This is a genomic window from Corynebacterium sp. HMSC067D03, assembly GCF_001811185.1.
GTDB classification, from domain to species: Bacteria; Actinomycetota; Actinomycetes; order Mycobacteriales; family Mycobacteriaceae; genus Corynebacterium; species Corynebacterium coyleae.
Genome location: NZ_KV803804.1, coordinates 99,886 through 126,178, shown reverse-complemented (window position 1 = coordinate 126,178; position 26,293 = coordinate 99,886). Strand labels below are relative to the sequence as shown.

Here is a 26,293-nt window from a genome sequence, read left to right as displayed (position 1 = left end):
AGCGTTTTACTTACTTCTCGACGACGGCCAGCAGGTCACGAGCGGACAGCAGGAGGAACTCCTCGCCGCCGTACTTCAGCTCGGTGCCGCCGTACTTGGAGAAGATAACCGTGTCGCCTTCCTTCACGTCCACGGTGATGCGGTTGCCGTTGTCGTCGAGACGACCCGGGCCAACTGCGATGACGACGGCTTCCTGCGGCTTTTCCGCAGCGGAATCCGGAATAACCAGGCCGGAGGCGGTGGTGGTTTCAGCCTCAGCGATCTGGACGAGGACCTTGTCCTCCAGCGGCTTGATGTTGACGTTTGCCATGATCAAAAACCTTTCATTGGTGAATGATTTAAGAGTTCAGGTCTCACGAGGCGCAGCCGTCGTCGCGGGTGAACAACTGTGCTTCACACAACCTGCTTTGGCACTCTACCCGTGAGAGTGCCAGCCAACAACACTGGTGGCGTTTAGCGGTTTTTCACCGCGTTACGCCACAGCTCGAACTCTTCGGGATTGTCGTTGCGGAAGTTTTCCACCGCACGGATCGCGTTGACAACCTCTTCGACCGTGCCTTCGCTGATGCTGCCGCCCCCGCGCGCCGCGAAGATCACTGGCCCGCAGATCGACCGGGTGGGATCCGTAAGAAACTCCGGGGTGTCCGTCTCTGCAGTGTTACGCGCAAGGGACGCAACAGGGTTCGGCTCCGCTCCGACAATTCCAGCGTCAACCCGGTAAATCGCGTGGAACCGGTTGCCGTCGCGGTCAAACGCCACTTCCACAACTCCATCGGTTCCGCCACCGAGCATCTCGCGCGCAGAGTCCTCATCGAACACGATGCGACGGTACGTCAGATCTGGGTTGACGAGCAGCCCGAAACGTTCGCGTTCGGCCTGCTCTTGGCTAAATTGCTCGGTGGTCACGGAGGATTTCCTTTCACGGGATACAGTTCAGGTGCTCAATATAGCCCCACCCTGGTGACCTCGCTCGGCGAGCGATTACACGAGCGGAACCTCTACCTCGAGCGACGTGTCCGTGCCTACGCCCAAATCAGACGGCGTGGCCCCTTCGTGGATGAGCTGACCCGCAAGCGCTGCGATCATCACACCGTTGTCGGTGCAGAGTTTGAACCGTGGCACACGCAGTTCGATGCCGCGGTCGTCGCAACGCTGCTGCGCGAGTTCACGAAGACGACTGTTGGCCGCCACACCCCCGCCGAGCAGCAGGGTGTTCGCGCCGGTGTCCTCGCAGGCCATGATCGCCTTGGCGGTAAGCACGTCGCAGACTGCCTCCTGGAAGGACGCGCACACGTCCTCCAGCGAGATCACGCGGCCCTCACGCTCGGCGGCCTCAACGTGGCGCGCGACCGCGGTCTTCAGCCCAGAGAACGAGAAGTTGTAACGGTGTTCGCCGCGCAGATCCTCCGCACGCGACAGCGCCCGCGGAAAACGCACCGCATTCGGATCCCCCTGCGCAGCTAACTTGTCGACGACCGGGCCACCCGGGTAGCCCAACCCCAGAAGCCGGGCCACCTTGTCGTAGGCCTCACCAGCAGCGTCGTCGAGTGTGGTGCCGAGTTCCTTCATCGGCTTGCCCACCGCGTCAACCTCGAGCAGCTGCGTGTGCCCGCCAGAGACCAACAGCGCAATCGAGTGCGGCAAGCTTTCCCCCTCGAGGTTGGCCACAGCGACGTGGCCGCCAAGGTGGTTCACGCCGTAAAAGGGCACGCCCCAGGCGGCGGCGTATGCCTTCGCGGCGGAAGCGCCAACCAGCAGTGCGCCTGCAAGACCGGGCCCGATCGTGGCTGCTACGGCATCTGGCTTCTCAATACCAGCGTCCGCCAGCGCCTTTTCCATCACCTGCGGCATCGCCTCAAGGTGTGCACGGGAGGCGATCTCCGGCACCACACCACCAAAGCGGGCGTGCTGTTCCATCGAGGACGCGACGACGTCGGCAAGGATTTCCATCGTGCCGTCGTCATGAAGGTTGATGATGCCTACGCCAGTCTCGTCGCAGGAGGACTCGATACCGAGGACAATCATTGCTTACACCCTTTCGCTCTTGCGCGGGCGCGTCATGGTGTACGCGTCCATGCCGGAGGCCTGATAGTAGTTCTTCCGCACGCCGGCGGTGAAAAACTCGAAACGTTTATACAGCGCGATCGCGGGCTCGTTATCCACCCGCACCTCAAGATAGACCGGACCATCCATGAGGTCAGCGGTGTGCATCATCTGGTCCATCAACGCCCGGCCCAGGCCGCGGCCCTGCTGTTCGGGGTCCACCCCGATGGTGTGGATTTCAAACTCTGGGTCGTCGCGCGGGCCCAGCATTGCAAGCCCCGCGTACCCAAGCATCCGGCCTGCTTCAAACGCACCGAGGTAAAACGTGTGGGGCGCAGCAATCTCTGAACGAAATGCTGCCTCCGACCACGGGTTATCCCCGGCGAACAGGACAGCCTCTATCGCTGCCGCCGCGGCCGCATCGCCGACTGTCAGTTCACGGAACTCCATCACGGCAGCGCGGGCGACTTCGGAGCTTGCTTCGGTGGCACCGCATCCGGCCGACGCAAATACAGCGGGACGAGAGGCTCCGGGGTGGCGCTCAGATCCGCCACAGCAACCAACCCAGCCGGGGCCGGCGCATGGTACGCAATAGTGCCTGCTACGACCGTGACCTGCTCTGCAAGGTTGTCGGGCACGCTCAGCACGTCCACCTGCTCCACTGGCAGATCCGCCGGCTTACATACCTCGGGGCCTGCAACACGGGCACCGTCGTTGTACCGGGCCCAGTACACCTCGCGGCGGCGGGCGTCGGTCACCACAAGCACATCGCCTTGGCGGTCTACCGCTACCGCATCGTGGGTGCATACCCCATGCACCGGAATGCCAAGCGCCTGGCCAAGCGCAGAGGCGGTGGCCATCCCGACACGCAAACCGGTAAACGGGCCCGGCCCGCAACCGACAACGATGGCGTCGAGGTCGGCGAAGGTGAGCGAGGCTTCGTCGAGAAGCACCTGCACTGTCGGCACAAGCTGCTCGTTGTGCGCACGCGTAGCAACGGTTGCCTCAGCAAGCGTTTTCGCCGCCTCGGTATCCACGACACCTGCGACCAAATCCGTAGTCGCCGTGTCGAGGGCGAGCACCAGCATTACTGGCCCATCCCCAGAGCCCACTGGCCCTTCGTGTTGTAGAACGGCATTGCGGTGTTCAGCGGGAAAGTCTCCGACTGCGGAACAGTGCAGATGTCGACCTTCTTCAACTCAACCGGGTCGATCAGGGCAGTCTCACCCTCCGCTGGGATCAGCAGCACGTAACCCATCTCGCCGTTGAGGTCCACATCCTCATCCGTCAGCGCGAAGGCTTCCTTCTTCGCCTTCACCAGCTCCTCCGGCTCGCCTGGGCACAGCGTGGTGTACCCCATGTACTCGTTTGCGTCGTACACCCTGGACGGGTCAACGAGCTGCGCGGCAACCATGTCGCCGCCCGGACGGGTCTGCAGCAACGCACGCGTCAGCGAGTTCGTCGGCTTCACCTCGTCCACAGCGTTCGAGCCACGGGACTGCGGAATGAAGATGATCCCGATCAGGATCACCAACCACAGCACCGCCGCAAGAATGATCCAACCACGGGCTTTGCTACTCGTTTTCAGCATGGGTGTAAGCCTACATCCCCTCTACGACACGCCAGGAAACTATCCGCCCCTCAGTCTCTGCGAGAGTCTCCCGATCCAACTGCACCAAGATGTGGCGCGCCCCCAACTGCTCCATCAAACCGCCGCCCCATTCTGCGACCACCACGGCATCTTCCAACTCGGTATCCAGGTCGAGCGCATCGAGCTCACCCAGCGGATCGTCGCCGAGACGGTAGGCATCCACATGCACCAACGCAGGCCCACCCACAGTGGAAGCGTGTTGGCGCGCGATGACAAACGTCGGGCTGGTCACGCGCCCCTTCACCTGCATGCCACGCGCAATACCTTGTGTGAACGTGGTCTTGCCGGCGCCGAGCGGGCCATCCAGGATCACTAGATCCCCCGCCTCAAGTGCTGCGCCGAGCTCCTCACCAAGCTGCTGCGTATCGACGACCCCCTCACACACCCGCTTTCCTTCACACGCAAACGTGTCCTTCACTTACTCCTCCCCTACATAGGTGCGAAGCGTTCGGCCCTCCGGCGCGCAGACGACCTCGTAGTTAATCGTGCCGGCAGCCTTTGCCAGATCCGTCGCGCTGCGACCGTCGGCGCCGAAGATGACCGCCTCGTCGCCTGCCTGGACGTTGTGTTCGTTCGCGCCGAGCCACACCACAATCTGGTCCATGCTCACACGCCCAACCTGGGTGTAGGTCTGGCCATTGATGGCGATCTCCAACGCACCCTGCCAGCTACGGTGCACGCCGTCTGCGTAACCGGCCGGAATCACTGCGGTGTAGCCGTCCTCGGGCGCTTCCCAGGTGCGTGCGTAACTGGTTGCTTCGCCCTGCTTCATCGGCTTAACCGCGATGACCTGGCCCACCCACGTCATCGCCGGCTTCAGGTCGTGGTCAAGTCCCGCCACCGGCTCGAGCCCGTACAGGCTCACGCCCGGGCGCACCATGTCAAAGTGCAAATCTTTGCGCGTCCAAGTCGCTGGCGAGTTCGCCATGTGGTTTCGCTCCACACGCAATCCGGCCGCACGCGCCGCCTCGATCGCCTTGCGGAAGTTCTCCGCCTGGAAATCCGTGTAGGGGTCGACCGGGTTGTCGGCGCACGCCAGGTGCGTCATCAAACCAGCAACCTCAATCTTGCCGGCCTGCTCCGCCTCAAACGCCATCTTGAACGCCGCTTCCCACTCCGGTTCGTCGATACCGGAGCGGTGCATGCCCGTATCCACCATGAGGTAGACGGTGCGGTGCGTGGGTTCGTCGATAAGCAACTGCAAATGGGCAACACTCGGCGCGCCAAGATCGATGCCCTCCGGCAACTCCTCGTGGATACTCCACAACCAGGCGAGCACAGGCTTCTGCGTGACCTTACGGACACGACGAGCCTCAGCCAACGTGGCCACGCCGAACGCATCTGCGCCATTGCGATCCATCACCGGAACACACTTTTCGACGCCATGGTTATAGGCGTCCGCCTTCACCACACACATGAGTTTCGCCTCGCCTGCCTGCTCTTTCAGACGGCGAGTGTTGTGCGCAATCGCACCTAGATCAATCGTTGTACGGAGCGGAAACATACGCCCCATTGTGCACCACCTACAGCAGGTGCACGACACCCAGCACAGTCAGCATTACTGCCACAGCCCACGTCGCGGCTGCCGTCACCTGCTGCGGGTGGCTGCGCGCCCACGCAAACCCCCTGCCTGCGAGACTTTCAGGACGAGCGCGCACCAACCCGACCAGCAGCGCACACAGCGTTGGCAGCGACAACGCCACCGAGGCGTACAGCGGAATCGCCGCGTAACGCACCTGCGCGTCAATACCCGAGGCGGACAGCAGCGCAAGCCCGCCGAAAAACGGTGCCGAGGTAGCGGACTGCACCAGCCCCAAGACAAAACCCGTCAGCACCGTCAGCGGACCGGGCGTGTTCAGGTGCTGCATGATCTTCTGCGTCAGCGCCTGGTTGTCACCGCCACGCATGGCAAGCACCGCCGTCAGCAAACCCGTTGCGATCAGCAACACACCGAAGACAGGGCCGTTGACAAAACGTTCAACGGCGGAGCCCAACCCGTCGAAAATGACAAGCATCAGCAGCGCAAGCCCCGCCACCCCCAGCCAGTCACCGGCAATCAGCAACGATGTCGTCTTGGCGTAGCGGCCGTTTCCCCGTGGCACCGCAATTCCTACTGCAACGATGACCCCGATGAGCAGAAGGTTCACCGAATCGACGAATGCGAGCTGTAACGCGCCGAGCATCCTGCCTCCTGAGTAACCCCGCCTGCAACGATGGACTCACCCTAGTCCAGACAAGGATGCAGTAGGATCGTCGGCGTGTCTGCGAAGCTAAAGAAACTCTCTGACCTGTCCAAGCGTGGCCCCCACCGCGTCCTTGAAGGCGACTTGGGCTACACGGGCCTGCCCGGCAAGGTGTACACCCCTGCCGAGGGCAAGAACCTGCCCGCTGTCGCGTTCGGCCACGACTGGACGAAAGACGTCGACGACTACCACGGCACACTGCGCCACCTGGCCAGCTGGGGCATCGCAGTCGCAGCACCCAACACCGAAACCGGGTTTAGGCCAGATCACCGTGGCTTTGCTGCAGACCTGGAGACGAGCCTGCAGATCCTCGCCGGCGTGCGACTAGGCAACGGCAACATCTCTGTCTCCCCAGGCAAACTCGGCATCGTCGGCCACGGCATGGGTGGTGGCGCCGCAGTGCTTGCGGCGGTAGACAACCCGAAGGTGAAGGCTGTGGCGACGGTGTACCCGGCAAACGTCGCACCGTCCGCGGTGGAAGCAGCCCGTGCGCTCTTCGCCCCCGGCATGGTCATCGGTCCCGGCGAGGACGGCGATTCCTTGTTCGACCCGGGCAACCCCGCAAAGCTTGCCTACAACTGGGCGGGCGATGTGGTCTACCGCGCACCGAAGAAGGGCGATCAGCAGTCCTTCTCCGAAGACGGCATGATCAAGCGCATCCTCGGCCTGGGTAAGTCCGACCGCGCACTGCAAGAAACCGTGCGCGGCTTGCTCGTGGGCTACTTGCTGCACGTGCTAAACGACGAGAAGGCCTACGCCGGCTACGCGGAAGCCGACGCCGAAGGCTCTGGCGTGGTCTCCCTTTCTGGCGAGAAGCTCGCCAAGGCCGCGGGGCTGGCCCGCGACAACGCCGGTTTCTCCCTGTTCTAGGGCGGCGCGCTTCCGCGAGGTTCTCACTCGCGGGTTAGGCCTCTTCGCCCACGCCGGGCTGCTCCGGCGGAGTCCCCCGGGCCTGGCTTTGCAGCACCGCATGCACCTGCGCCCTTCTTGCGCGACGCGCCGCAGACACACGCGAGCGTTCCAAGGTGTAATCCCCACGCGGCGCGACCGGCTTCGGCCGTTCCATCGTCTCGCGCGCTCTGGCGTAGTGCTTCGCAGTTTGTTCCATCTTGTTCTGGTGCTCGCGCATCATGGCCTCAAAATCAGCCATGCGTTTTTGCGTCCTACGTTGGAACTGGAGCACAAACAACTCGTAATCCATTGGTTACCACTCCCCCGTTTTCTTCATTGCCCACGGATCCTGCCCGCCCTGAGCGCCTGATTGTGCCCCGTCTGCGCCACCTACGGAAGCAGCTGTTGTATCGACGTGCTGTGCCTTCTTCGGCGGTGGTGGCGGCTCTTGCACCTGCGACAGTTCTGGCGGTGGGGCGATAACCCCATCCTTAGTCGGTGTCGGTGCAGGTGCAGGCGGTGGCGGTGGCGGTGGCGTTGGCGCCGGTGCTGGAGCAGGTTTCGGTGCTGGTTTCGCCGGTGGTTCAGGCTCCGGCTTCGGTGCTTCCTCCGGCGGGCATTCCACCTCTCCTTGTGCGAGGTCGAGCTCAACGCCCAGCTTCAGCCCCACATCGACCGAGATATTCACGCCGGCGGCCACAGTGCCGACCGAGGAGCTTGCAACCGTGTCGCATGGTTTCTCCACCGCAGGCTCTGGCTGGGTTTGCGCCGCCTCACCAGTGCACTCGGCAATGCTGTCGAGGCACTCCCGGATCACCCCATTTCGGTCCGTGGTCGTTGCCGTTGCACACCGCAGCGCTTCGATGATCACCTCTACGGCGATCTCCACAATCTGAGTGATCCCGCAACGCTGCGCGATTTCGAACACACGGCGCGCAGGTTCCAAGATCGCACGAATCGCCATATCAGCTGAGCGCACGATCGCTTCTATCGCCGAAGAGCACTCTCCAATACGCTGGCCTACCTGCTTGACGTGTTCAAAGTGGTCGGTCTCGCGGGCTTCATTTCGGCACTCCCGATCCCGGATGCCCACCTCTTCAAACCATCCGCTGTTATCTGCCGTGCACGTGCGCGCTGGTGTATCCGGACGCTCACAACTCAACGCCAATTGCAGGCCGATCTGTGCGAACACCGAAAGGTCGAGCCCGTTGATGCATGAGGACTCGGACATCAACTCACCGGCAAGGCCTCGCACGGCATTGCGCTGGTGTTCTGGCACCTCAGGTGCAACCTCGACTGCTTCGACGAGGGTGCGGACATCATCTTGCACTGTCGGCATCATGGCTGCTCCACCCCCTCAAGCACCTCGGCGGCGAGTGCATCGGCGGCCACGATGTCGTCGGTAAGCGCGAGCACCTGCTCCCAGTTCTCGCTACGGACCTCTAAAAACCGCTTCGACGTACTGTGAAGCGCCTCAAGTGCCTCAGCAACACGCCGGCCTTGCTCCGCGAAGCCATCGCCGAAAGCAGACGGGTCCACCGTGATGCGCCTCGTGTCGAGGTCGTGCGCCGCAGCACGGTACGCGTTAATCGCGGCACCGTACTGCGTTCGAACATTGTCAACGTCAACGTCGACAGCACTGACATGTCGTGTCATTTCCCACCCCTGAAAAGATTCCAGTCCAACTATTTCTACTTAGTTAGACTCCCCCAACGCCCCGGCGGTTCCCTGCCGGGGCAAAAAACTTCTTACTCAGAAGTTACACGGCTGCGACGACCGCCGCGAGCTGTCCGGCAACCTTTCGTGCCTGTTCTTCCTCAGCTGCTTCCACCATCACGCGGAACAGCTCCTCGGTACCCGACGGACGCAGCAAGACACGGCCGGTATCGCCCAGCTCCGCTTCGGCTTCGCGGATCGCGACGGTAACGGATTCGTCGTCAAGAATGCGCGACTTGTCTGAGACCGGAACGTTGATCAGCGTCTGTGGCAGCACGGTCATCACACTCGCCAACTCAGCGAGCGACTTCCCGGTCTCAGCCATGCGTGCCATGAGCATCAGACCGGACAGCACGCCATCGCCCGTGGTCGCATGCTCCGGAACCACAATGTGGCCGGACTGCTCGCCACCCAAGGAGAAGTCGCCACGGTTGAGCTCTTCGAGGACATAACGGTCGCCCACTTTGGTCTCCCGCATCTCGATGCCCTCGCGCTTCATTGCCTGCTTCAGCCCCAGGTTGCTCATCACCGTGGCCACCAGCGTGTTGGAGCGCAACGAGTTGTTGTCGCGCATCGCGGTTGCCAGTACAGCCATGATCTGGTCGCCGTCGACAACATTGCCCTCGGCGTCCACAGCCAAGCAACGATCCGCGTCACCATCGTGCGCCAAACCAAGGTCCGCGCCGTGCTCAACCACTGCGCGCTGAATCTGCTCCATGTGCGTGGAGCCTGCGCCGTCGTTGATGTTGTAGGCGTCGGGCTTGTTAAAGATCGCGGTCACGTCAGCTCCCGCTGCCGCATACGCCTTCGGGGCTACCTCGAACGCTGCACCGTTCGCGCAGTCCACCACAACCTTGATACCTGACAGGTCGGTGCTTACCGCATCAGCCAAGTGCGCCAAGTAGCGCGATTGCGCATCCGGAGCCTCTTCGATCACACGCCCAATGCTGGTGCCGGTCGGGCCCGTTTCCTCCAGCTCGTCCATGGCGCGTTCAATCTCGTCTTCAATATGGTCCGGCAGCTTATGCCCACCGGCGGAGAAGAACTTAATGCCGTTATCGGGCATCGGGTTATGAGACGCGGAGATCATCACGCCAATGTCGGCGCCGTAGTCGTCGGTAAGAAACGCCAAGCCTGGGGTCGGAATCACACCGACGCGCAGCACGTCTACGCCCTTCGATGCCATACCTGCTGCCATTGCAGCCGCCAGCATCTCGCCAGACACGCGCGGATCACGCCCAATCAGCGCCACCGGACGACGCTTCCCGGAGCGACGGTCCTTCGTCAACACCGTCGCCGCAGCTGCACCGAGCTTCAACGCCAACGGTGCCGTCAACGCCTCGTTGGCCAAGCCGCGAACACCATCAGTTCCAAACAATCGAGTCATGCCCACAATTATGCATGCTTGCTGCAATTGCTTATCGACGAACCCTCGCAACCGGTCAGCTCACCAACAATGACAGAAGAAACGGCAAACGCCGCCACCCGAAACCGGGCGACGGCGTGTGGAGTAAGCCAGCGATTAACGCTTGGAGTACTGCGGTGCGCGACGGGCCTTGTGCAGACCAGCCTTCTTGCGCTCCACGGCACGAGCGTCACGGGTGAGCAGGCCGGCCTTCTTCAGGGTCGGGCGCTCAGCCGGGTTGTAGATGTTCAGTGCGCGGGCAATAGCCAGACGCAGAGCACCGGACTGGCCGGTCGGGCCACCACCGGAGATGTTGGCCTTGATGTCGAACTGGCCCTCGCGCTCGAGCAGCGTCAGCGGGGTCAGGATGTCCTGCTGGTGCAGCTTGTTCGGGAAGTACTCCTCGAACTCACGGCCGTTGACTGTGATCTTGCCTTCGCCCTCGACGACGGTCACGCGAGCGATTGCGCGCTTACGACGACCAACAGTCTGGATCGGGCCCTCGTGCAGCGGTGCGACCTCAACGGTCTCCTCAGCAGCGTCAGCCTCCGGCGCAATTGCGTCACCGATGGTGTAGTTGAACTCCTCGGTTGCTGCGGTTGCGGCATCGATGTCGGTGTCGGCAGCGAGGTTGTCGTAGTTGTTCGGCTCGGTCATTACTGTGCCACCTGCTTAAACTCGTAGGTTTCCGGCTTCTGAGCAGCGTACGGGTGCTCGGAGCCGACGAAGACGTGCAGCTTCTTGATAGACTGGCGGGAGAGCTTGTTGTGCGGCATCATGCCCTTCACAGCTTCCTCGATCACGCGGTCCGGACGCTCGTCCAGTGCGCGGCCCAGGGTCATGGACTTCAGACCACCCGGGTAGCCGGAGTGGCGGTAACGCATCTCGCGATCGCGCTTGTTGGAGGAGATGTGGATCTTGTCGGCGTTGATCACGATGACGTGATCGCCGGTGTCAACGTTCGGTGCGAACTGCGGCTTGTGCTTACCGCGCAGCAGGTCTGCTGCGGTGGAAGCAAGCTTGCCCAGCACCACGTCGGTTGCGTCGATGACGTACCAGTTACGGGTTACGTCACCGCTCTTCGGGTGGTAAGTAGACATGCATGACTCCTTAAAGTCTGTCTAGATTGCTGCCGGCCATACTTCGCATGTTCCTCGACGGTTCCGGCGGCCGGTGGAGACCCGAAACGCGCGTCAGGCGGGACACACAGGGATTAAACACTACGGCAATCTGGCCGCAAAACAAAAACGCCGCCGCAGGTGTTCCCCATAGTCACCTGCGGCGGCGTTTCCCCCGAGTCCCCCTTTTTCTTTTGTGGATGCGCCGGGGACGGGTCTGCCGCGCCCTATCCCCCGATGGTCGGCGTTGTCGCCCCGACGCAAGTCTGTTGATTAGCCCCAGCTGTTCGCTGCAGCGTTGTTGACGGCCAACATGGTGGAGTTGCCATCCTCAACGGTCTGTGCGATCTGGGTGAGGATCTGGTTGAGATCCTCTGCTGCCTGATCCCACTTGGCTTGGTGTGCCTGGTAGGCGGTGGCGGCGGTACCTTCCCAGGTCTGAACCATGGGCTGGAGCATCTGCTTCAGTTCGGCCAGGTCGCCGTTGATGCGGGATGCGGATGCGCGCATATCTTCGGATGCGCCGGCGATCTGAGTGAAGTCGTATTTGATCTGCATGGTGGTTCCCCCTTGTGGTTAGAGTGCGAGTCCGCCAGCGAGCTGACGGAGGCTGTCGGTGTTGGTTGCGTCGGTGGACTCGTAGTGCTTCGCGTTGTCGCGAATGTTCGCGGAGATCGCGGTCAACGCCTCCGACAAACGCTTTTGAGCGTCGTCGTAGCGCATCATCAGGTCGTCGAAACTGCGCTGCGCGTTGCCCACCCAGTAGTTGCGAGTGGATTCGACTACCTGTTGGATGCGATCGATTTCACGGTTGACGTTTGCGTTGGTGTCGTCGGTACGGTCTGCGGCGGCGCGCATGACCTCCGCTTCAGTGGCGAACAGCTCCATGGTTTCCCCCTTGTGTGTTTAGGTTGGATGAACGGTGTGTGTTTGCCGTTCATATATCTGACTGACATTTGGTGCTTTCGGTTCCATCGAATTCAAAAGTTTTTCATGTCCGCATGTCAGCCCCCTTAAATTCAGCGGTTTCCATGGCCATTCGACACGTTGCGCGTTGCACTGTGGTGGGTTCATGGCGCGTGTGGCAGCCCACGAAAAGCTGGGTGGTGCCGTGCGGCCAGGTCTTCCAGAGCGCCTGCGATCCATCCGCGGCGCGCTCCAGGTAGGTCACCGAGGTGCCGTCCGTGTCCACAAGTTCTGTTTGCGGGTCCGCCTCAACATCGGCGAGGAGTTGCTCGGCCATAGTCTTGGCCGGTAGTTGGTACAGCCTCTCGACGGCGATGTGGAGGCGGAAATTCGGATCATCGCCGGTTGCGCGCCACGTGCCATCGTCGGCCTCAAGCGCGAACCCGGCAGGCAGTTCCACTTGAAGGCCGTCTTGTTCAAGCAGGACGGTCTGCGGTGCTTCTTCGCGTATCGACGACTCCACCGCCACAGACGGCGTTGCCCCCGCCGCAGCTTCAGTAGCCGTCGGTGTCGCAATTGAACTGTCCGTGTTCGCTGCACTGCTGACGCTGCCGGCACTGCCAACGCTGCCTTTCCAGACAACGTTGAAGATGACCACCGCACACACGACTACGACCACCGCGACGACTGCGGCGATGATCCAGACGCCGATGTTTGACGAGCGGTTGTCCGCAATTGCCGCGAACGTGTCTGTCGGCGGGTCCCGTGGCGGATCCCACGGCGCAGGTGGCGCGGAGGGTGCGTTGAGCGAACGTGGCACGTCTGCCGGATCGGGACCAAGGAGTTCGGTGGTTAAGTCAATGTCGTAGTCCGCCAGGGCGTACTCGAGCTCGCGTAGGCGCGTGTCGTCTGCGGTGATGTGCACGTGTGCCCCGTCTGGGTTCGGCCCCAGCACAGTGCGGATCGTGTTCGCGATTTCACGGCTGCTTGGCGCGTCGAAGCGGTGGACGTCGGCTGCACCGGTGAACACGGTCGACGCATCGGTCGCGGTAATGCGCAGGTCTGTCATTTAGTCCCCCATATTCAGCATCGGCAGTTGGATCATGCCCTTCGGCTCGCCCTGTACGAGCGTTGCGCGCCCTGGTGGCTGCGGTGCCGGTCGGACGCCGAAGAGTGCGCCTTCGTCCTTGGTGCCGTCCAGAATCAGCACGTCTGGGTGAAGGTCTTTCACAGCGGCGAGGAACGGGCCAAACATGGCACGCCCAACACCGCCGAACTTGCGTGCCACCACGATGTGCAAGCCGATGTCACGCGCGTGGGGCAACAAGTCGATGATTGGGCGCAGTGGTTCGTCGCCGACCAGGTCGAGATCGTCGATAAGCAAGTAGAGCTCTGGGCCTGCCCACCAGGACCTGTCTGCCAGTTGGGCGGGCGTGACGTCGCTGCCCGGCAGTCGCGAGGTCAGCGTGGTGGCCAGCGAGCGCACCGCATCGGTGAGCGCACTCGAGGAAGCTGCGTACGCCGCGACCATGTCGCTGTCCGCATGAGCCAGGTGTGCCCGGCGCGGGTCGCAGATCACCATGCGGGCTTGTTCGCGTGGCATCGCTGAAATAGCCGCAATCGTGCTGGCGATGAAGGCGGATTTGCCCGCGCCGCCTGCACCGATGGCCAGGATGTGGCCGGTGGAGTACAGCGGTGCAAGGTCCGCTCCGCCAATGCCGAGTGGGATGCGGGTGCCGTCGATAAGCGGTTGCGCGTCGACTCTTGCTGGCAGCACGCGCAGGCGTGGCACCGGCGTCTGGATCGCCGCCTGGGCTGCGATGTGTGCGATGTCTTCGGCGCTGGTCAGCGCGACATGCATGACTTTGCCGTCCGGGGTGAGCGCACGTCCCGGCACGGCGGCGAGGCGTTCTTGGGCCTTGCGGTCGATCAGCGAATCCATCGGCTCGGTCAGGCGCATCTCGATGCGGGTGCCGATGAGGTCGCGCACATTCGCGCGCACCGCGTTCCACCGCTGTGTGGTAATCAGCAGGTGCACGCGTGCCGCAGGGCCTTCGGAGGCGATTCGCGCCAAAGGATCACGCAGGTCTTCGAGTTTGGAATCGTTGGCCAGCAACGCATGCCAACCATCGACAACGAGCAGTGTCGCGCGCGAGGCAGGCGCATCCAGGAGTCCGGTGACCTCGTCGATAACACGACGCGTGCGTTCTTCATCCTTCACGTTCGCCACACCCGCCACGTGAGGCAGGGATTCGATGTCGCTGTAGTCGCCGCCGCCAGCGTTGATGATGTAAATCGCCACCTCATCGGTTGTGCGACACAGCGCTTGCTTGGCGACGATCGACCGCACCGCCATCGACTTCCCCGTCTGCGGCGCACCAGCAATGGCGGCATGCCCACCGGCACGGGAAAAGTCCACGGCGAAGGGGACTTGGAGTTGGCGATAGGGCTCGTCGACGAGGGCGATGGTGTCGTCGACAAGCGAAGAAAGCGCGAGAGTATCCGGCAACGGTGGCAGCCAGACCTGGTGGGCGCGCATGCTCCGGGTGGCGGCGACGTCGCGGGCTTTCTCCACAACGGCGTCGAACAGGGTTGTCGAATAGTCGGTATCGGTCACGGTTTGCGGAGCGATTTCTATCTCATCGCCGGTAAACACCCGCACTGTCGGGGTGTCGTCGGAGTGCGACAGCACCTGGCGGGTCAGCGGGCCGGAGACGTAAGAACCCCTAAAGCGAGTGAGTTCCATACCTGACTTGAGGTAACCCGAGCCCGGCTCACTGGGCAGTTCATAGGCATCCGGCACGCCGAGGACTTGGCGCGACTCCCCTGCGGAAAACGTCTTCAACCCGATGCGATACGACAAGTGGGAATCGAGCCCGCGCAGCTTTCCTTCCTCGAGCCGCTGCGAGGCGAGCAACAAGTGCACACCAAGTGAGCGGCCCAGGCGGCCCACCGCGACGAAAAGGTCCGCGAAGTGCGGGTGTTGCGAGAGCAATTCTGAAAACTCATCGACGATGATCACCAGCGACGGCAGTGTGTGCCCGGCGCGGGTGTAGTCGGTGATGTTGGCAAAGTTGCCTGCGGCACGCAGCAGTTCCTGGCGGCGGTTCAACTCGCCGGAGATGGCATCAAACATGCGCTCGACCAGCACGGCCTCGTCTTCAAGGTTGGTGATCACCGCACTGGTGTGGGGCAGGTCCTCGCAGCCGAGGAAGGTTGCGCCGCCCTTGAAGTCCACAAGCACCAAGTTGAGCTCGTCCGGCGAGTGCGTTGCGGCAAGCGCAACAACGATTTCCTTAAGCAGTTCGGACTTACCACTACCGGTAGCTCCGATGCAGAGCCCGTGTGGGCCCATGCCACCGAGCGCTGATTCTTTGAAGTCCAGGTACACCGGCTGCCCATCGGGGGTCGCGCCGATGGGCACGACAAGCTTGTTGCGCATCCCCGGCCACATTGTGGTGGCATCGAGTGCATCCAGGTCCGTAATCCCCAGCATGGCAAGCAGATCGCCCGTGTCTTCACTCGCACCTTCTGGGCGTCGGTAGAACCCGAGGTGGCGAGCGATGAACTCGGCCTGCGCGTCAGTGAACGAGTCCGGAAGGCCGAGTTGCTCCATGCCCTGTTCGGTGACCGCAGCGAGCGTATCGGTGCACACGAGGTGGAAGGCATCCGGGTCCACAAAGTAGTGCTCGTCCGGGTGGACGACAATCACACAGTCGGCGTCGGGGGCGTGGAGGTGCTCCACGGTGGCGTCGATAAGCACCACGCGAAAACGTGCATGTTCCGCGCGAGCGTGCGGCAGCCACTTCGCCCACGCGAATGGCGCGTCGATGCTGATCAACTCGGGCCCATGAAAAAACGCGAGTTGGCACACGATGGAACGCGCCACCTCATGCGCACCGGGACCAGCCAGGGTGACCGCGGGAAATGCATCGAGCTGCACAACAATCGGCATGCCAGGCACGGTGCTTACAGCAGCGACAGTGCGACGAAGACTCACCGCGCACACCGGGTCAAGGTCCTCTGGGCTTCCCGGATCCTCTACATCGACAGGCGTGCACAGCGCACCGCTGCCAGTCCCCAACCGGACGGTCAACGCCAGCGGTGACGCCGCAGTGCGCTCCCAAACCCGCTCCACCGGTGTCGCAGCAACAAGATCTGCCGGAGCCGGGTGCAACCCTGTCGCGTGCGCGCGCTGTTGCGCTGCGTTCGCGCGCGCCTTCCGGGTCAACGCATCCAGGTGGCGCAGGTACACCCGGCGCGTTTCGTTGATATCTCCCTGCCGATCTTGCGGATTGATCATGCCCAACAGTCCGAAAAGCATCATCAGCGGGAAGATCAACATCATTGGGCTCACAGTGCGTCCAGATGTCATCATCAGCGCCATCACCGCACCAACGGCAACCACCATCACAATTGGCAGCAAGATTTTGATCACCGGCTGCGTCTGCGGCTTTTGCGCTGTTGGGACTGGCTCTGCACGCAGTTGTCCTGTTGGCAGTGCCGGCACGTCAGGTGTGCCCGCAGTTGGTGCGAGCACAGCATCGTGGTCTAACCCGAGCATTCGTGGATCCCCCCTTTTCACCCCATGTGGCCACAGTTCCCCCGAACTGTGTTGGGCATAGTGTTGAGCGCAGTGTAGACCATTTGCCCGCCAAAGGGGTACGAAAAGCTGGACTGCAGCGTAACGGTGCGCCATACTGGCCCAAGTTGCGTGGCAAATGGGGGCCACGCGTTGAGACTTCCGGGGGAAGAGTTTTGGTTGCTACTTCGGCGCACCACATTGTGCGCGTAACCGTACGTGTTTCTGTTGCGGCGTTTCACCGCGATATCGATGTCACACTGCCGACATCCTCAACGTTTGCAGAGGTGCTGCCCGAATTGGCGCGTCTTGTGGAACTGCCGCAGATCCACCGCCCGTGGGAAATCTCCACGGCAGGCGGACGCCCACTCGACATGCACACGCCGTTGTACGCGCTCAAGCTTCACGACGGCGCCGTGATCGCCCTGCGCCCCAAAGAACCCATCGCACCTCCCGTGGTACGCGACGCCGCCGACGCCCTCGCGCACGCAGGCCGCAATGCCCGCAGCGTGCGCGGCCTCGACGCCGCCGCAACCCTCGTAGGGTTAGCGTGCATTGCGTTGCTGCTCAGCATGTTTACCCCACCTCCCGCGACCTTCGCCGTCACCGGGTTATGTGCGCTCACCCTCGCTGCTGTTGCGAAATCGCCCGCCGTGTTTGCTGCCGCGCCGTTGTGCCTCGGCTGGGCCGCCGCCACATGGGTCATCGGTGGCGCAGAACCGAACCTGCACAGCACAGACGTTGCTCTTGGCGCACTCGCAGGTGTCGTCACAGCCTTCATCACCGTCGGCATTGGAGTGGCTCTGCGCCTTGCAGGCCCTGCATTGGTGGCGTTTGCTGTCACGGTTGGTGTGCTCAGCGGCATCGGCACGTTAGGCACCTGGCTGCCCGCCGCAAACGCGCCTGCCGCATTATCCGTCCTCACCGGCCTGTTTACGGTTGCCGCCACACCCGGCATCGCCACCCGTGCTGCAGGCCTTGCCGTGGCGCACGTGCCCACCGCCGGCGAAGAATTCGATCGCGCCGACGAATACCAACCAGACGTCGACGCACGCAGCCGAGTCGCCACCACCATCGCCAGCGCAGTCACCGCCGGAATTGCCACAGTGAGCATCCCTGCGCTCCTCCAGATCGGCAGCAGCGGCGGTGCATGGAACTTCGTGTTCTGCACCTGCATCGCTGGCGCACTCGTCGTCTACGCATCGCGCCACCACTGGGCTGCAACCCGCATTGCGCTGATGGCGATAGCACTCGCGGCAGTCATTGCTTCCGCCATCAGCGTTGTGCGTATCGACGACCCGCATCCCGCCCTCATCACCATCGCCGTCCTCACCGCACTGGCAGCTACAACCACCGTGCTGTGGGCCCGGCGCGTACCCGACCTAGAACCGACAACCGTTGTCTGGTTCGAACGTGCCGAAATCGCCGCCCTCATCGCCGTCATCCCACTCGCGGTACACCTCACCGGGGTCTTCGACCTGATTCGAGGGCTGTAACAATGCGCACACGTTCCCTGCCCGCTTCCGCACTGTTGCCACTGATGCTCGCCATGCCTGTACTCTGCGCACCTGCAGCACTCGCGCCGGGCTCGCTTACCTACGCCTCCGCCCAAGACATCGCCTGCGCCGTGCCTTCGGCAGCACAACCACCAGGTGAGACACCTGCGGAGCTCCACGAGCTCCGTCGCTTCGCCACCGGAGCCGGCGTGCGCGTCGCCGTCATCGACACTGGCGTCGCTCCACACCCGGAACTTAATCACCTGCGCCCCGGAGCCGACTTTGTCGGCGACAACGCGCTTGCGGACTGCGACAGCCACGGCACCGTCGTCGCCGGCGTCATCGCTGGGCGCACGCTCGGCATCGCACCAGATGCGGAGATCCTCGCGGTGCGCCAAACGTCAGCCCATTACCGCGGTGGCCGCGGCCAATCTGTCGCGGGGGACCTTGAGACGCTCGCCTCTGCAATCAACAACGCGCTCGACGAGGGGGCGCGCGTGCTCAACGTCTCTGTCGTGTCCTGTGTGGACCCGGGGCTTGCCTCGCGCATCGACCTCAATGGGCTGCGCGGCGCGTTGCACCGTGCCGAGGCCGACGGCGCAGTCGTCGTCGCCGCATCCGGCAACACCAGCGCCGATTGTGAACCAGGCTTTAGCGTGATCCCAGCTCTGTTTCCCACGGTGCTTGCTGTGGGGGCTCGCGAGGACACCCACACGCTCGCGTCATACTCCTTGCCAGCGGAAATCTCCGCAGCCGGTCTTGTCCCACACGCGCTCGCATCCAGCGGCAACGGCTGGGCCGACGGCACGCTCACCCGCGACGGGTCACGCCCCTACGTTGGAACCAGCTTCGCCGCACCGGTAGTCAGTGGTGCGGCCGCGTTACTCATGCAGCGCTACCCCGGCATCACGCCGGACCACGTGCGCACGCTCATCACCGCCGCAGCACAACACGGCGGCGGCGCCATCACCCCGCACAACGTGATCAGCCAACTCACCCCGGACGACATCGCGCCACGGGACACCGTCACCGTGGCCCCAACAGAGCGCACCGCCTCCTTGGCCGCGAAACGGTTCAGCAGTGTCGGCCTCGGCGCAGTTGTGTTCGCTCTACTGGGCGCCCTTGCGCTGTGCGCTGCTAGTACGTGGCGGTCAAAGCCGCAGCCCGGGTCAGCTCCTCGCCCTCCGGCAAGAGGCTGACAATCTCCCAAGGCACGCGCTCGACATGCACCGCACCCACCGTGGCAAGTGTTTCCGCATCGGGTGCACGGTGGCGCAACCCGTTGCTCGCCACGACGTGGAAGCCATGGCCGGAATCCACACCGATCGAGCCATCCGCAAGCCCCGCAAAGTGTGTCGCCACCGACGCCCCAGACAGCGCAATCGCCGAAGCATCACCGGATCGCACTGCGCCGTACCGTGCTGCACCAGCGTGTTCTGTACCGTCGTGTTTTATACCGTCGTGTTCTGTACCGGACTGCACCGCGCCACCACGGTCCTGGTCCACGCATACCGTCTGCTGCACCGGGTCAACCCACTGCGGGCGACGCTCTGGAATCGTCAGCCCTAAGTCCCCGTCCTGATACGTGGCTAACTGTTCGCGGCCGATGCTGCGTTGCTTCGCGCCAGCATCCAACAGCACTGCCTGCTGCACCTCACTGAGCGGCTCGATTCTCCCGTTGAACAGCGCCCACGCACCGCTCTCAGCGACCAATACTTCTGGCAGCCGGTCGGGCGCAGGTACTGATACCGGTGGCAATTCCTTCAGCGCCGTCATCACCTGCAACGGTGGCTCCCACATCGGAGTGGTGTGCCCGACCCCCAACGCACGGCGCACAATACGCCCCTGCGGGGACGCCGCATCAGGCAGCAACTGTCTGCCCTCACCAGTCACCAACCATTGGCGGGTGCCGTCGGTGGCCAGCACGGTATCGTCGCCAAGCAAAGGCTCCGGACGCTGCCCCGCAACCACCGTCACACGGCCCGGCACCGCACACACCGACCATGCAGCATCAACCGCACCCTCCGGCGCAAACATCGCCGGCGCAGCCACAATGCCCACCGGAACGCCACGTGGCATCGCCGCCAAATGCTCATCACCCACCCGCGACGGATCAGCCGCCGCACCAGCAATCAAGCGTGCAGAAGAAAGATTGGTCACCGGATGAACAGTGTCATCAACACGCACATACAGCGTGCCGTCCGACGCCCGCAGAATCGGGGCATCCCCCGGATCTGCATTCGGACGCATCCACGCAAACAACCCCATCACCCCGGCGATCATCACCACCGCAGCAACACCAAACACCGTGGCGCGATGGCGCGCCGACAACGGGTCATGAATCATCCGGATATCCCCGAACAACAACCCATGCTCCATACGACGGCGCATGAACTGGTGGCCCGAAACCTGGGCACGTGTAGTAGGCAAAAGTTTCGCCATAATTCCCCCTCCCCCGAGTAAGTACTCAACAGGCTACAGCCTTAGCACCCCGCGCGCATCTACCAGGCGGCTACACCGGCATCTTCAAGCTCGTAAAGCTCATCCGAGCCGTGGTCCTGTCCGTCTTTGCGCATCGCCCGCAACTGGGCGGTGGAGAACTCGCTGTTGACCGCAAACACCGACGTCGTGCCCTTGCGATACACCGGCGTCACCCCGTTTGACGCCCAGAACGCCCGCAGCATCGGATACTGCGGTTTCTGGTCCGCCCAAAACGACCCCGGGCTGAGCACAAAGAACCGTACGTTCAAGTCCTTCAGCGCCTGCTCCACCACTTCGCCGTTGTCTTCTCCGATGAAGTCCGCGTGCTGGAAAACTGTGTCGTGCGCTGAGCCAATCCCGCCGGTCGGCCATAGGTAATGGCGGGAAACCGACGGCAACCCGTTGTAGGCATACATCCACGAATATCCATCCGCAGGATCACCCATGATCGTGCCTTCCCACGCTGCGTCCTGGGTCGCCAACCAGTCAAACACCTGGAGGTCATCCGCGCTTACCATCCGTCCGCTTTGGCGCGGGGTAGCAAACGCGTCCTGTGCACCAGCCTCAGTGTGGTTGCGTACCTGTGGCACCGCCGCAGACCCGGCGATCACCGCCACCGCGATCGACGCCAGCACCGTGGCTCGCTGCCCCGTACCGGTTCGTGCTGCGAGTGGAGCGAAGGTGACAAGGCGGATAATCACAGCAATGCCGATGGCGGCCGCTGCCCACACGCACATCACCACCGGCATGATCAGCCGGTGCCCCGTGCTGTAGTGCAGGTTGCCCACCATGGCCAGTACATCGCCCCACGCGTTATCGAATGGTGTGAGCGCATTTGCGGTCACCGCAAGCGAAACCACATACAACAGCACAGGCCACACCTGGCCACGCCACAGCACCAACGCCAGCGCGCCTGCACCGGCGAGCCACAGCATCACCGTCGGGTCGAAGTCCGGGAAAAACTGAGAGACGTGCCGGGTGTCCATCCGAAACGCACTCCCCCACGCGCCGCCGCGGCCTAGTTTCTCCTGCGGCGCCCACGAGGCAACCTCACTCGCCTGGTCCGACCCCGCCAGCACTTGGGGCAAAAACACGAGCGTTGCCGCGGCTGCCGGGAGTGCCATCCACACCGTATCGCTGCAACGCGAGCGCACCGGGCGAACCAGCAGCGACGTCGCCCACGCAAAGATGACGCCGAGTACCACCACGGTCACCGCAGCCGGGTGTGTGCACAACACGCCAAGGAACCCGATCGCAGCAGGCAGCGCACCCGCATGCCGTGCCGGAACTTCAAGGAACTGCCAAACCACGATGCCGGTCAGGGTCATCGCAAACAGGTACGGCCACATCCCCACGTAGTCGGGCACCCACAGCAGCTGCGGGGCCGCGTACGCCATGATCGCGGCAAACGCGGCGGCAATCTGCGCGGTGAGCCCAGTCGAGCGCATAAACGCGAACACCAGACTCACCATGGTCAGCGGCAGTGCCACCGCTGGCAGCACCGTCGACGCGATGTTGACCGCCCGAATCGGCTCAAGACCAGCAGCCTCCGCAAAGAGAGCAACACCCGCGTGGAATCCCGATGGGTAGAACAGCCGCGCGTGCGTTTCGAAGTTCTGCAGCTCGCCCATGCGTGTCGACGACGCCACGCCCGTCTCCATCACAAACCGCACCGCATTCGCATGCCACTGCGAATCCCACCCCTGGACGATGTTGTCCGCACCGTTGGGCATCTGAGCCAACCACGACAGCCGGTCCGTAACTGCCATCCACGCCGCGACCGCTACCCCGACAAACGGAATGCCCCAGTGCGTCCACTCCACCTTGCCGGGAAAAAGCGCACGGCGCCACGGCACATCACCACCGCGGCGGGCCTTGCGCGCAAACGCATAGCGCCACCCGCCAGCCACCGCGAGGGCAAGCACCATGCTCACCCCGAACGTCCACAGGTTAAACGGCGCACTAGTCACGCCCCACATCCACGACGACACTCCGATAACACCGAAGGTCACCGGCAGCGCCGTGGTCACCGCTGCAGGAACTCGGAGGCCTGCAACCCACGCCACCAGGAATCCGGGAAGCAGGAAAAACACAACTGCAAACCATGCTGCGGCTGCTGTGGTCATCGCACCTCCCAGATTGTCAGTAACCCAAGCATGCTACATCTCGCGACGCGCGCGGGTAGCTTCGGCGCGGGCAGCTAACTCAGAATCAGCGGGATACTCAACGCCGACCAACGTCAGGCCACGAGCGGGAGCGAGTGGGACTTCGGGCGCGCGTTCGTCGCGAAGCAAGAGCTCCTTTGGCCAGTCACTCCCCCGGCGGCCCTCCCCGACGGTTAAACACGTCGCGGTCAGCGCGCGAACCATATTCCAGCAAAACGCATCCGCAACAATGCGCGCTTCGTACACGGTGTCCTCGACCTGCGACCACTCGAAAGAATGCACGTCGCGGATCGTGGTGGCATGCTCCTTCGGGCGGCAAAACGCCGCAAAGTTGTTCAAGCCCACAAGCGCATCGGCACACGCCTGTGTCGTCTCAAGGTCGATAGGTTTTGGCCACACCGCCGTATCGCGCGCCCGTGTTGGCAACGCACCTGCCGGATGCGTAGTCACCCGATATACGTAGGTGCGAGCCAACGCCGAGAAACGCGCGTCAAACCCCTCTGGCGCTTCCACGACATTAAATACGCGGACGTCTTCCGGGAGCAGTTTTGCTAATCGACGAACCAACCGTCCCGGGTCCCCCTCAATCGAACGCTGATCAAGGCTGCTGCGAGGAATATCCACATGGGCGGTCTGTCCCGAGGCATGGACTCCTGCGTCGGTGCGTCCAGCGACGGTAAGGGAGACGCTACTACGCAGCACGAGGCTCAACGCCTCTTCGATGGTCTGTTGGACTGTGCGGATGCCGCTTTTCTGGCGCGCCCAACCGTGAAAATCGGTGCCATCGTAGGCGATATCCAAACGCAGCCGCATCGTCTCATCCATGGCGATCAATCTTATCTGGGCAATACAAAACGCCCAGCTACACGGGGTAGCTGGGCGTTACGCGAGGAAGGAAGTGAGTTTACTTCTCTTCCTCAGCAGCGGTCTCCTCTGCCGGAGCCTCGGTGGTCTCCTCTGCCGGAGCCTCCTCAGCCTTGGCCTCCTCAGCCTGGCGGGATGCAGCTGCGCGTGCAGCGCGGGTTGCCTCGGTGGTAACGGTCTCCTCGAGCACCAGGGAAATCTGGGTCATCGGAGCGTTGTCACCGGAGCGGTTCGGGAGCTTGATGGAGCGGGTGTAGCCGCCCTCACGGTTCTCGAACTTCGGCGCGAGCTCGTTGAACAGGTAGTTAACAACCTGCTTGTTCGGCAGCTCAGCGAGGACTGCGCGGCGGTCAGCCACAGTGCCCTTCTTCGCCTTGGTGATCAGCTTCTCAGCGTACGGACGCACGGCGCGTGCCTTAGCGTCCGTCGTCTTGATAGCGCCGTTCTCGAAGAGGGACTGCGCCAGGTTGGCCAGAATGTGCTTCTGGTGCGAGGCGGACCCTCCGAGGCGGGCACCCTTCTTGGGGGTAGGCATATTCGAACTCCTCGTATGCGGTTAGTTGAGCGCGTGCTCTGTTGTGTTACTCGGTCTCGTCCGCGCCGTCGTCCACGAAATCGCCAGTTTCGGCGTCGTAGCCTTCGAGCTGGGTCGGGTCGAAATCTTCCGGAGCGTCCTTCAAGGTCAGGCCCAGGTTAGCGAGCTTGATCTTGACCTCGTTGATCGACTTCTGGCCGAAGTTGCGGATGTCCAGCAGGTCGGTCTCGCTGTACTCAGCAAGCTCGCCCACGGTGTGGATCTCCTGACGCTTCAGGCAGTTGTAGGAACGAACAGAGAAGTTCAGGTCCTCGATCGGCGTGGAGTACGCAGCGATGTACTCGGACTCCTGAGCCGACGGGCCGATCTCGATGCCCTCTGCAGCGGTGTTGAGCTCACGAGCCAGGCCGAAGAGCTCCACCAGGGTGGAACCAGCCGACGCGAGCGCGTCACGTGCGGTCATCGAGTTCTTCGTCTCAACGTCGATGATGAGCTTGTCAAAGTCGGTGCGCTGCTCAACACGAGTTGCCTCAACCTTGTAAGCAACACGGGTCACCGGCGAGTAAATCTGGTCGACCGGGATACGGCCGGCCTCTCCACCGGAGTTCGGCATAGCCGGGACGTAGCCACGGCCGCGCTCGACAACAAGCTCCATCTCCAGGCGTGCCTGCTCGTTAAGGGAGGCGATGTGCAGATCCGGGTTGTGGATCTCCACGCCTGCCGGTGGCTCGATGTCACCTGCGGTGACGTCGCCCGGCCCCTCGACTGCAAGCTGCATGACTACCGGCTCGTCAAAGTCGGAAGACAGCACGAGGTCCTTGATGTTGAGGATGATCTCGGAGACATTCTCCTTGACACCGTTGATCGTGGTGAACTCGTGGAGCACACCGTCGATCTTGATGGACGTCACGGCTGCGCCCGGGATGGACGACAGCAGCGTGCGACGCAGGGAGTTGCCCAGGGTGTAACCGAAACCAGGCTCGAGCGGCTCGATGACGAACTTCGAGCGGTTGGTATCGATGTACTCCTCGGTCAATTCAGGACGCTGAGAGATGAGCATGAACTTCTCCTTTGGCTCCCGCTATATGAAGCCGGTAGGGACTGATATGGAAGATTCCGTGCACCGTGGACGGCGCGCGGGGTGAAGCAAACGTGTGAAAGTTTACTTCGAGTAAAGCTCGACGATGAGCTGCTCCTGCAGCGGCACCTCGATCTGAGCGCGCTCGGGCAACTGGTGCACGAGGATGCGCAGGGTGTCCGGAACGACCTGCAGCCAAGCCGGAACGACAGCGTCCAGGAGGTTGTCCTGAGCCTCTTCGAACCACAGCATGTTGCGGGACTTCTCACGGACGTCGATGATGTCGTACTGCGTTACCGCGAACGACGGAACGTCGATGCTCTTGCCGTTGACCGTGAAGTGGCCGTGGGACACGAGCTGACGTGCCTGACGGCGGGTCTTAGCCAGACCAGCACGGTAGACAACGTTGTCCAGACGGGACTCCAGCAGGATGAGCAGGTTGTCGCCGGTCTTGCCCGGACGACGGTTCGCTTCTTCGTAGTAGCGACGGAACTGCTTCTCCATCACGCCGTAGGTGAAGCGAGCCTTCTGCTTCTCCTGCAGCTGGAGCAGGTACTCGGATTCCTTGATGCGAGCGCGACCAGCCTGCCCCGGAGGGTACGGGCGACGCTCGAAGGACATGTCGCCGCCGACGAGGTCGACGCGGAGGCGACGGGACTTACGGGTAGCAGGGCCGGTGTAACGAGCCATGTCTCTTTACCTCTTTTCCTTTCAGCCTTAAACGCGACGACGCTTCGGCGGACGGCAGCCGTTGAACGGCTGAGGCGTCACGTCGGAGATCGAAGACACCTCCAGGCCGGCAGCCTGGAGCGAACGGATAGCGGTCTCGCGGCCGGAGCCCGGACCCTTGACGAAAACGTCGACCTTCTTCATGCCGTGGTCCATTGCCTTGCGGGCAGCGTTCTCTGCAGCCATCTGCGCAGCGAACGGCGTGGACTTACGGGAGCCCTTGAAGCCAACGTGGCCGGAGGACGCCCAGGAGATGACGTTGCCCTGCGGGTCCGTGATGGACACGATGGTGTTGTTGAAGGTGGACTTGATGTATGCGTGGCCTGCGGCCACGTTCTTCTTGACGATGCGACGTCCGCGACGTGCACCGGAACGAGTCTGAGTAGCCAT

29 protein-coding genes are annotated in these 26,293 nt (G+C 62.8%); 3 read left to right on the top strand and 26 right to left on the bottom strand.

Features of this window, described 5'->3' with window-relative positions:
- Positions 1–10: 10 nt before the first annotated feature.
- The 9 genes from groES to HMPREF2785_RS03775 all read right to left on the bottom strand — a co-directional run bounded on the left by groES (position 11) and on the right by HMPREF2785_RS03775 (position 5,877).
- Positions 11–310, bottom strand: a complete 300-nt coding sequence (groES, locus tag HMPREF2785_RS03815; protein ID WP_070450554.1) for a co-chaperone GroES — start codon at positions 308–310, stop codon at positions 11–13.
- A gap of 143 nt (positions 311–453) precedes the next feature.
- A complete protein-coding gene (locus HMPREF2785_RS03810) occupies positions 454–906 on the bottom strand; it encodes a hypothetical protein (protein ID WP_070422769.1) in 453 nt (150 codons plus the stop codon).
- A gap of 75 nt (positions 907–981) precedes the next feature.
- The gene (gene tsaD / locus HMPREF2785_RS03805; RefSeq protein ID WP_070422768.1) at positions 982–2,025 is read right to left on the bottom strand and encodes a tRNA (adenosine(37)-N6)-threonylcarbamoyltransferase complex transferase subunit TsaD; all 1,044 of its coding nucleotides are present in this window, start codon (positions 2,023–2,025) and stop codon (positions 982–984) included.
- Positions 2,026–2,028: 3 nt separating this feature from the next.
- Positions 2,029–2,493, bottom strand: coding sequence for a ribosomal protein S18-alanine N-acetyltransferase (rimI, locus tag HMPREF2785_RS03800; RefSeq protein ID WP_070450557.1), 465 nt, complete (start codon positions 2,491–2,493; stop codon positions 2,029–2,031).
- A complete protein-coding gene (gene tsaB, locus HMPREF2785_RS03795; RefSeq protein ID WP_070422766.1) occupies positions 2,493–3,131 on the bottom strand; it encodes a tRNA (adenosine(37)-N6)-threonylcarbamoyltransferase complex dimerization subunit type 1 TsaB in 639 nt (212 codons plus the stop codon). Before tsaB ends, rimI begins: the two co-directional genes overlap by 1 nt.
- Positions 3,131–3,634 (bottom strand): hypothetical protein, encoded by a 504-nt coding sequence (locus HMPREF2785_RS03790; protein ID WP_070450560.1) that lies wholly within the window; start codon positions 3,632–3,634, stop codon positions 3,131–3,133. The genes tsaB and HMPREF2785_RS03790 overlap by 1 nt, the downstream gene beginning before the upstream one ends.
- Before the next feature lie 10 nt (positions 3,635–3,644).
- Entirely contained in the window at positions 3,645–4,112 is a 468-nt protein-coding gene (gene tsaE / locus HMPREF2785_RS03785) for a tRNA (adenosine(37)-N6)-threonylcarbamoyltransferase complex ATPase subunit type 1 TsaE (protein ID WP_083284743.1), read from the bottom strand.
- On the bottom strand, positions 4,113–5,198 hold the full coding sequence (gene alr, locus HMPREF2785_RS03780) for an alanine racemase (RefSeq protein WP_070450656.1): 1,086 nt from the start codon (positions 5,196–5,198) through the stop codon (positions 4,113–4,115).
- Between the two features lie 19 nt (positions 5,199–5,217).
- Positions 5,218–5,877, bottom strand: coding sequence for a hypothetical protein (locus HMPREF2785_RS03775; RefSeq protein ID WP_070614278.1), 660 nt, complete (start codon positions 5,875–5,877; stop codon positions 5,218–5,220).
- Positions 5,878–5,952: 75 nt separating this feature from the next.
- Between HMPREF2785_RS03775 and HMPREF2785_RS03770 the strand changes: the two genes are divergently transcribed.
- Positions 5,953–6,807: a dienelactone hydrolase family protein gene (locus tag HMPREF2785_RS03770; protein ID WP_070482476.1), complete on the top strand. Its 855-nt coding sequence runs from the start codon at positions 5,953–5,955 to the stop codon at positions 6,805–6,807.
- Positions 6,808–6,841: 34 nt separating this feature from the next.
- Here HMPREF2785_RS03770 and HMPREF2785_RS03765 read toward each other — a convergent pair whose 3' ends face one another.
- The 10 genes from HMPREF2785_RS03765 to eccCb form a co-directional block, all read right to left on the bottom strand.
- Complete coding sequence (locus tag HMPREF2785_RS03765) at positions 6,842–7,087, bottom strand: hypothetical protein (protein WP_141739346.1); 246 nt, start codon at positions 7,085–7,087, stop codon at positions 6,842–6,844.
- A 54-nt stretch (positions 7,088–7,141) separates the two neighbouring features.
- Entirely contained in the window at positions 7,142–8,170 is a 1,029-nt protein-coding gene (locus tag HMPREF2785_RS03760) for a hypothetical protein (protein ID WP_101740578.1), read from the bottom strand.
- Positions 8,167–8,484: a hypothetical protein gene (locus HMPREF2785_RS03755; RefSeq protein ID WP_070450572.1), complete on the bottom strand. Its 318-nt coding sequence runs from the start codon at positions 8,482–8,484 to the stop codon at positions 8,167–8,169. Before HMPREF2785_RS03755 ends, HMPREF2785_RS03760 begins: the two co-directional genes overlap by 4 nt.
- 103 nt (positions 8,485–8,587) lie before the next feature.
- On the bottom strand, positions 8,588–9,931 hold the full coding sequence (gene glmM / locus HMPREF2785_RS03750) for a phosphoglucosamine mutase (protein ID WP_070614276.1): 1,344 nt from the start codon (positions 9,929–9,931) through the stop codon (positions 8,588–8,590).
- Positions 9,932–10,066: 135 nt separating this feature from the next.
- Positions 10,067–10,606, bottom strand: a complete 540-nt coding sequence (gene rpsI / locus HMPREF2785_RS03745; RefSeq protein ID WP_070422757.1) for a 30S ribosomal protein S9 — start codon at positions 10,604–10,606, stop codon at positions 10,067–10,069.
- Positions 10,606–11,049, bottom strand: a complete 444-nt coding sequence (gene rplM / locus HMPREF2785_RS03740; protein ID WP_070422756.1) for a 50S ribosomal protein L13 — start codon at positions 11,047–11,049, stop codon at positions 10,606–10,608. The genes rpsI and rplM overlap by 1 nt, the downstream gene beginning before the upstream one ends.
- 291 nt (positions 11,050–11,340) lie before the next feature.
- The gene (locus HMPREF2785_RS03735; RefSeq protein ID WP_070450580.1) at positions 11,341–11,625 is read right to left on the bottom strand and encodes a WXG100 family type VII secretion target; all 285 of its coding nucleotides are present in this window, start codon (positions 11,623–11,625) and stop codon (positions 11,341–11,343) included.
- Between the two features lie 18 nt (positions 11,626–11,643).
- Positions 11,644–11,955 carry a WXG100 family type VII secretion target gene (locus HMPREF2785_RS03730; RefSeq protein ID WP_070422754.1) on the bottom strand — a complete coding sequence of 104 codons (312 nt, stop codon included), beginning with the start codon at positions 11,953–11,955 and terminating at the stop codon, positions 11,644–11,646.
- A 103-nt stretch (positions 11,956–12,058) separates the two neighbouring features.
- Positions 12,059–13,042 (bottom strand): type VII secretion-associated protein, encoded by a 984-nt coding sequence (locus HMPREF2785_RS03725; RefSeq protein ID WP_070614275.1) that lies wholly within the window; start codon positions 13,040–13,042, stop codon positions 12,059–12,061.
- Positions 13,043–16,537, bottom strand: coding sequence for a type VII secretion protein EccCb (gene eccCb / locus HMPREF2785_RS03720; RefSeq protein WP_070614274.1), 3,495 nt, complete (start codon positions 16,535–16,537; stop codon positions 13,043–13,045).
- Positions 16,538–16,758: 221 nt separating this feature from the next.
- Here eccCb and eccD point away from each other — a divergent pair, with 221 nt between their 5' ends.
- A complete protein-coding gene (gene eccD, locus HMPREF2785_RS03715; RefSeq protein WP_070614273.1) occupies positions 16,759–18,051 on the top strand; it encodes a type VII secretion integral membrane protein EccD in 1,293 nt (430 codons plus the stop codon).
- Between the two features lie 2 nt (positions 18,052–18,053).
- Positions 18,054–19,250 carry a S8 family serine peptidase gene (locus HMPREF2785_RS03710; protein ID WP_083308839.1) on the top strand — a complete coding sequence of 399 codons (1,197 nt, stop codon included), beginning with the start codon at positions 18,054–18,056 and terminating at the stop codon, positions 19,248–19,250.
- On the opposite strand, the gene eccB is transcribed toward HMPREF2785_RS03710, so the two are convergent.
- The 7 genes from eccB to rpsK form a co-directional block, all read right to left on the bottom strand.
- The gene (eccB, locus tag HMPREF2785_RS03705; protein ID WP_246821145.1) at positions 19,189–20,481 is read right to left on the bottom strand and encodes a type VII secretion protein EccB; all 1,293 of its coding nucleotides are present in this window, start codon (positions 20,479–20,481) and stop codon (positions 19,189–19,191) included. The genes HMPREF2785_RS03710 and eccB overlap by 62 nt on opposite strands.
- Positions 20,482–20,552: 71 nt before the next feature.
- Positions 20,553–22,658, bottom strand: coding sequence for a DUF6541 family protein (locus HMPREF2785_RS03700; RefSeq protein ID WP_070614271.1), 2,106 nt, complete (start codon positions 22,656–22,658; stop codon positions 20,553–20,555).
- A 33-nt stretch (positions 22,659–22,691) separates the two neighbouring features.
- Positions 22,692–23,522 carry a tRNA pseudouridine(38-40) synthase TruA gene (truA, locus tag HMPREF2785_RS03695; protein ID WP_070570613.1) on the bottom strand — a complete coding sequence of 277 codons (831 nt, stop codon included), beginning with the start codon at positions 23,520–23,522 and terminating at the stop codon, positions 22,692–22,694.
- A gap of 79 nt (positions 23,523–23,601) precedes the next feature.
- The gene (gene rplQ / locus HMPREF2785_RS03690; protein WP_070422747.1) at positions 23,602–24,096 is read right to left on the bottom strand and encodes a 50S ribosomal protein L17; all 495 of its coding nucleotides are present in this window, start codon (positions 24,094–24,096) and stop codon (positions 23,602–23,604) included.
- Positions 24,097–24,142: 46 nt separating this feature from the next.
- Positions 24,143–25,156 (bottom strand): DNA-directed RNA polymerase subunit alpha, encoded by a 1,014-nt coding sequence (locus tag HMPREF2785_RS03685; protein WP_070422746.1) that lies wholly within the window; start codon positions 25,154–25,156, stop codon positions 24,143–24,145.
- A gap of 102 nt (positions 25,157–25,258) precedes the next feature.
- On the bottom strand, positions 25,259–25,864 hold the full coding sequence (gene rpsD, locus HMPREF2785_RS03680; RefSeq protein ID WP_070422745.1) for a 30S ribosomal protein S4: 606 nt from the start codon (positions 25,862–25,864) through the stop codon (positions 25,259–25,261).
- Between the two features lie 27 nt (positions 25,865–25,891).
- Positions 25,892–26,293 (bottom strand): 30S ribosomal protein S11, encoded by a 402-nt coding sequence (gene rpsK, locus HMPREF2785_RS03675; RefSeq protein WP_070422744.1) that lies wholly within the window; start codon positions 26,291–26,293, stop codon positions 25,892–25,894.

Excerpts from the sequence above, each read along its gene's own strand:
- rpsD (WP_070422745.1), bottom strand. The coding sequence starts at position 25,864 with ATGGCTCGTTACACCGGCCCTGCTACCCGTAAGTCCCGTCGCCTCCGC.
- tsaB (WP_070422766.1), bottom strand. The coding sequence starts at position 3,131 with ATGCTGGTGCTCGCCCTCGACACGGCGACTACGGATTTGGTCGCAGGT.
- tsaD (WP_070422768.1), bottom strand. The coding sequence starts at position 2,025 with ATGATTGTCCTCGGTATCGAGTCCTCCTGCGACGAGACTGGCGTAGGC.
- HMPREF2785_RS03775 (WP_070614278.1), bottom strand. The coding sequence starts at position 5,877 with ATGCTCGGCGCGTTACAGCTCGCATTCGTCGATTCGGTGAACCTTCTG.
- glmM (WP_070614276.1), bottom strand. The coding sequence starts at position 9,931 with ATGACTCGATTGTTTGGAACTGATGGTGTTCGCGGCTTGGCCAACGAG.
- HMPREF2785_RS03755 (WP_070450572.1), bottom strand. The coding sequence starts at position 8,484 with ATGACACGACATGTCAGTGCTGTCGACGTTGACGTTGACAATGTTCGA.
- rplQ (WP_070422747.1), bottom strand. The coding sequence starts at position 24,096 with ATGCCTACCCCCAAGAAGGGTGCCCGCCTCGGAGGGTCCGCCTCGCAC.
- groES (WP_070450554.1), bottom strand. The coding sequence starts at position 310 with ATGGCAAACGTCAACATCAAGCCGCTGGAGGACAAGGTCCTCGTCCAG.
- HMPREF2785_RS03730 (WP_070422754.1), bottom strand. The coding sequence starts at position 11,955 with ATGGAGCTGTTCGCCACTGAAGCGGAGGTCATGCGCGCCGCCGCAGAC.
- rpsI (WP_070422757.1), bottom strand. The coding sequence starts at position 10,606 with ATGACCGAGCCGAACAACTACGACAACCTCGCTGCCGACACCGACATC.
- HMPREF2785_RS03685 (WP_070422746.1), bottom strand. The coding sequence starts at position 25,156 with ATGCTCATCTCTCAGCGTCCTGAATTGACCGAGGAGTACATCGATACC.
- HMPREF2785_RS03725 (WP_070614275.1), bottom strand. The coding sequence starts at position 13,042 with ATGACAGACCTGCGCATTACCGCGACCGATGCGTCGACCGTGTTCACC.
- HMPREF2785_RS03765 (WP_141739346.1), bottom strand. The coding sequence starts at position 7,087 with ATGGCTGATTTTGAGGCCATGATGCGCGAGCACCAGAACAAGATGGAA.
- alr (WP_070450656.1), bottom strand. The coding sequence starts at position 5,198 with ATGTTTCCGCTCCGTACAACGATTGATCTAGGTGCGATTGCGCACAAC.
- eccCb (WP_070614274.1), bottom strand. The coding sequence starts at position 16,537 with ATGCTCGGGTTAGACCACGATGCTGTGCTCGCACCAACTGCGGGCACA.
- HMPREF2785_RS03760 (WP_101740578.1), bottom strand. The coding sequence starts at position 8,170 with ATGATGCCGACAGTGCAAGATGATGTCCGCACCCTCGTCGAAGCAGTC.
- HMPREF2785_RS03735 (WP_070450580.1), bottom strand. The coding sequence starts at position 11,625 with ATGCAGATCAAATACGACTTCACTCAGATCGCCGGCGCATCCGAAGAT.
- HMPREF2785_RS03700 (WP_070614271.1), bottom strand. The coding sequence starts at position 22,658 with ATGACCACAGCAGCCGCAGCATGGTTTGCAGTTGTGTTTTTCCTGCTT.
- HMPREF2785_RS03710 (WP_083308839.1), top strand. The coding sequence starts at position 18,054 with ATGCGCACACGTTCCCTGCCCGCTTCCGCACTGTTGCCACTGATGCTC.
- HMPREF2785_RS03790 (WP_070450560.1), bottom strand. The coding sequence starts at position 3,634 with ATGCTGAAAACGAGTAGCAAAGCCCGTGGTTGGATCATTCTTGCGGCG.
- rplM (WP_070422756.1), bottom strand. The coding sequence starts at position 11,049 with ATGTCTACTTACCACCCGAAGAGCGGTGACGTAACCCGTAACTGGTAC.
- rimI (WP_070450557.1), bottom strand. The coding sequence starts at position 2,493 with ATGGAGTTCCGTGAACTGACAGTCGGCGATGCGGCCGCGGCGGCAGCG.
- truA (WP_070570613.1), bottom strand. The coding sequence starts at position 23,522 with ATGGATGAGACGATGCGGCTGCGTTTGGATATCGCCTACGATGGCACC.
- rpsK (WP_070422744.1), bottom strand. The coding sequence starts at position 26,293 with ATGGCTACTCAGACTCGTTCCGGTGCACGTCGCGGACGTCGCATCGTC.